General features: G+C 34.7%; 1 protein-coding gene. It reads left to right on the plus strand.

Annotation, left to right across the window (positions count from 1 at the left end):
- The first annotated feature begins 112 nt into the window (after nucleotides 1–112).
- Nucleotides 113–628, plus strand: a complete 516-nt coding sequence (locus Rain11_RS13770; protein WP_207764463.1) for an HmuY family protein — start codon at nucleotides 113–115, stop codon at nucleotides 626–628.
- Nucleotides 629–753 lie beyond the last annotated feature (125 nt).

A 753-nucleotide genomic window follows, 5' to 3' on the forward strand; every position in this document is an offset into this window, starting at 1 on the left:
TTCTGTTTGTAAAAGCAGGAGGATTTCTAATAAATTTGGCATTTTTTTTAGGTTAATCGTTGGAAAATTTTCCTAAATAAATGCCATTTTTTTATTTTTCCAAATACCTCAATTGGCGGTCATATTGATCCTTGCTGTCTGTATCTTATTGGCTTTGGGGGCTTGCAAGAAAAAAGATGAGCCTGCTTCGCAGCCTTTGGAAGTAAAAACTTACAAGAATTTGTATGCTCCTCAAACAGGAGGTATGGGACAACCCATAGGAGGGGCTTTTACAAAGTTTAGCTTCGCAAAAGGTGAAATAGTAACCGATGACTCTTGGGATATTGCCTTTCGTGGTTTGACTATTCTTGTCAATGGAGGTGCAAAAATTGGCTTAAACGATGAACCTGAACGTACGGGTAATGCTTCTGTTAGTATGCTTTTTTCTACTTTTGAGGAAGTAAAGCAGGTACCTGATGTATCTACTTTCAGACAAGACGGACAAAATTTCTATGCTATTCCTACGGGTAGTGGCAATGGTTGGTATAATTACAGTTCGCAAACTAATTTAGTTACTCCTATTGCAGGTCGCATTTTTGTAGTGAAGACAATTGATGGCAAATATGCTAAATTTGAAATATTAAGCTAACGTGAATTATAAGTCTAACTTATTGTTTTCAAGGGATTTAAATAAAAAAACTTAGGGTAATTGAAAAAATGATTAACTTTGAGTTGTACTTTTTAAATATTTAATCATATGAGTCAATTACCTCT

Source organism: Raineya orbicola, assembly GCF_002843425.1.
GTDB classification, from domain to species: domain Bacteria; phylum Bacteroidota; class Bacteroidia; order Cytophagales; family Thermonemataceae; genus Raineya; species Raineya orbicola.